Origin of the sequence: Vibrio sp. 10N.222.52.B7, from assembly GCF_041474275.1 — a bacterium.
Lineage (GTDB): Bacteria > Pseudomonadota > Gammaproteobacteria > Enterobacterales > Vibrionaceae > Vibrio > Vibrio crassostreae_C.
In genome coordinates this window covers 1-2284 of record NZ_JBFRTU010000231.1, presented here as the reverse complement: position 1 = coordinate 2284, position 2284 = coordinate 1, and the positions used below count along the sequence as shown (strand labels likewise).

General features: G+C 40.0%; 1 protein-coding gene. It reads right to left on the bottom strand.

Features of this window, described 5'->3' with window-relative positions; genetic code table 11:
* Nucleotides 1-59: 59 nt before the first annotated feature.
* Nucleotides 60-2192: a TonB-dependent hemoglobin/transferrin/lactoferrin family receptor gene (locus AB4512_RS22575; RefSeq protein WP_017060089.1), complete on the bottom strand. Its 2133-nt coding sequence runs from the start codon at nucleotides 2190-2192 to the stop codon at nucleotides 60-62.
* Nucleotides 2193-2284: the final 92 nt, after the last annotated feature.

The following is a 2284-nucleotide window of genomic DNA, read 5'->3' as shown; positions in this document are numbered from 1 at the left end:
ATTGGGGGTCAGTTCATTAAGCTGGCTTTTTAGTATCTGCAATTCAGTTTTTTAACGAATTAGAATTCGTATTTAGCTGTAATTGACCAGTTACGACCTGCTTGCGTGTAATCTTTATCTTCTTGTGAGAATCCACGAACGTCATTCCACGAGTAGTACTCTTCATCCGTAACGTTGAAGAGACCTGCTCTAAGCGTAAGATCCTTCATCGGCAAGTAGTATGCTGTTAGGTCAACTACAGTTGCTGAATCAATTGGTAGAATTTCATCATTCAAACCATCGCTGTTGATATCACTAGACTTCTTACCTGCTGTGTAGCTTATGTTAAGTGATGTACCCCATAGTGCTGAAGGAGCATCATAGTTAAAACCAACGACAGCGTTCCAAGGGTTTACACTGTTAAGAGGATTACCTTCGCCATCTTCACCTTCAGTATACGTTGCAGAAACACGAGTACTAACACCTTTCACTGGCATGAAGCTATTCCAAGACTGTGTATTTGACGCTTCGATACCTTTAATTACGGCTTCATCAATGTTTACATTCTGATATATTGTTGGATCGGCCGGAGTGGCTGAGCCACTAACTGCTACGTTATCAATAAAGTTATCATAATCGCTGTAGAAGATAGCGATTTCGCTTGATGAATAATTTGTGTTATGACGCCAACCTAACTCGTATGAAATACTTTCTTCAGCTTCTAAGTCAGGGTTAGGGGCATTCAAATAACCGTGAGCAGGATTACCAAATGAGTAGTAAAGCTCTTGGAAATCAGGAGCTCTAAAGCCTTGGCTGATTTGACCGAAGATCTTATTTTCATCATTAAGCGTGTAAGTTGTACCCAAACGTCCGGTAACAGCTGAGTCTGAATATTTTGCATAAGACTCTTCTGGGTTACCACTTGGGTTTTGACTTGTATCACCTGGATCAGTTTCAAAACCATCAAAACGAACACCCGGAGTAATCATCCAATTTCCGATCGTCATTTCATTTTGAGCAAAGAATCCATATTTTCTTTCAGATGCGGCAGGGATGTAGAAAATAACTTGGTCTGCGCTGATGGAGTTATATTCGTTATTAACGTTTTTAATGTCTTTGTCCGAATATGAAGCGCCATAGATAAAGTAGTTTTCTACATTACCCGTCATGAAGAACTTATCGAATTGCACATCAAATTGATAACCTTCATCCTCGTAGATATAGTCCTTTTTCTGAACATTACCTGCCGGAGGTAGGAACATACCGCCATTAGAAGTACGATTAGTTACGCCATTCTCTTCTTTGCTCAGCCAGTCAGCTTGCCAAGTAATAGTATCTGCAAACGCTAGGTCAGCATCCCAAATATGTTTGATACCGATTTGCTGTTGGCTAGTTGTGTCTTCGCCAGTGTAGTCGGTGTAACTTGCACTATTTAAATCGGTATCACCAGAATTCTCAATGAAGTTACCAGAAAACTCTAAACGGTGTTGTTCGTTTAATTGGTACTGAAGCTTAACCAACAAGTTGTTGTTCTGAGTATCTTGCTCATCAGGTGTACCAAAGTTATCAGTTTGCTCACCGTCTCTGCGAGTATAAGCAACTAACGTTTCTAGGTCGCCAATACGATTTGCTAAAGCAACCGATTCGCTAAAGGTATTATCAGATGAAGAGTAGTTGAACTTCGCGTGGCCACCGAAGTCTTTGTCTTTTAAAAAGTCACTCGGGTCTTTTGTTTCGAACGCAGCGATACCACCAATCGCGTCAGAACCATACAGAGAAGAAGCCGCACCTTTAACAATCTCGACAGACTTCAACATGTCCGTATCGACATCAATGCGTGAAGAGTTAATGAAGTTATATGACTGAGTACCACTTGGAGTAAATTGGCTAGTTTGTGATACTCCATCAACGATAACCTTTACTCGGTTACCTTCCATACCACGAATGTTAATACCTTGAATCCCTTGGCGAGAATTCGTAGTCACCGTGACACCTGGTGTGTACTTAAATAAGTCTTCTACATCCGTAACCATGTTTTTTTCGATATCTTTATCGTTAATCACAGTTACCGACGCAGCAACATCTTCAAGTTGTTGATTAGTACGAGTCGAAGATACAACAACCTCGTCAAATAGGGCATAATCTTCAGCAAAGGCTGATGTTGATGAAAGCGCTAAAACGATTGAAGCAGAGAGCAGGGATTGCTTATACATCTGATAGTTACCTTAGTTCCATAGTATTATCTTGATTTGCGAAATATAATATTGGATCTAAATGATAATTACTATTATTTGCATTTAAATAA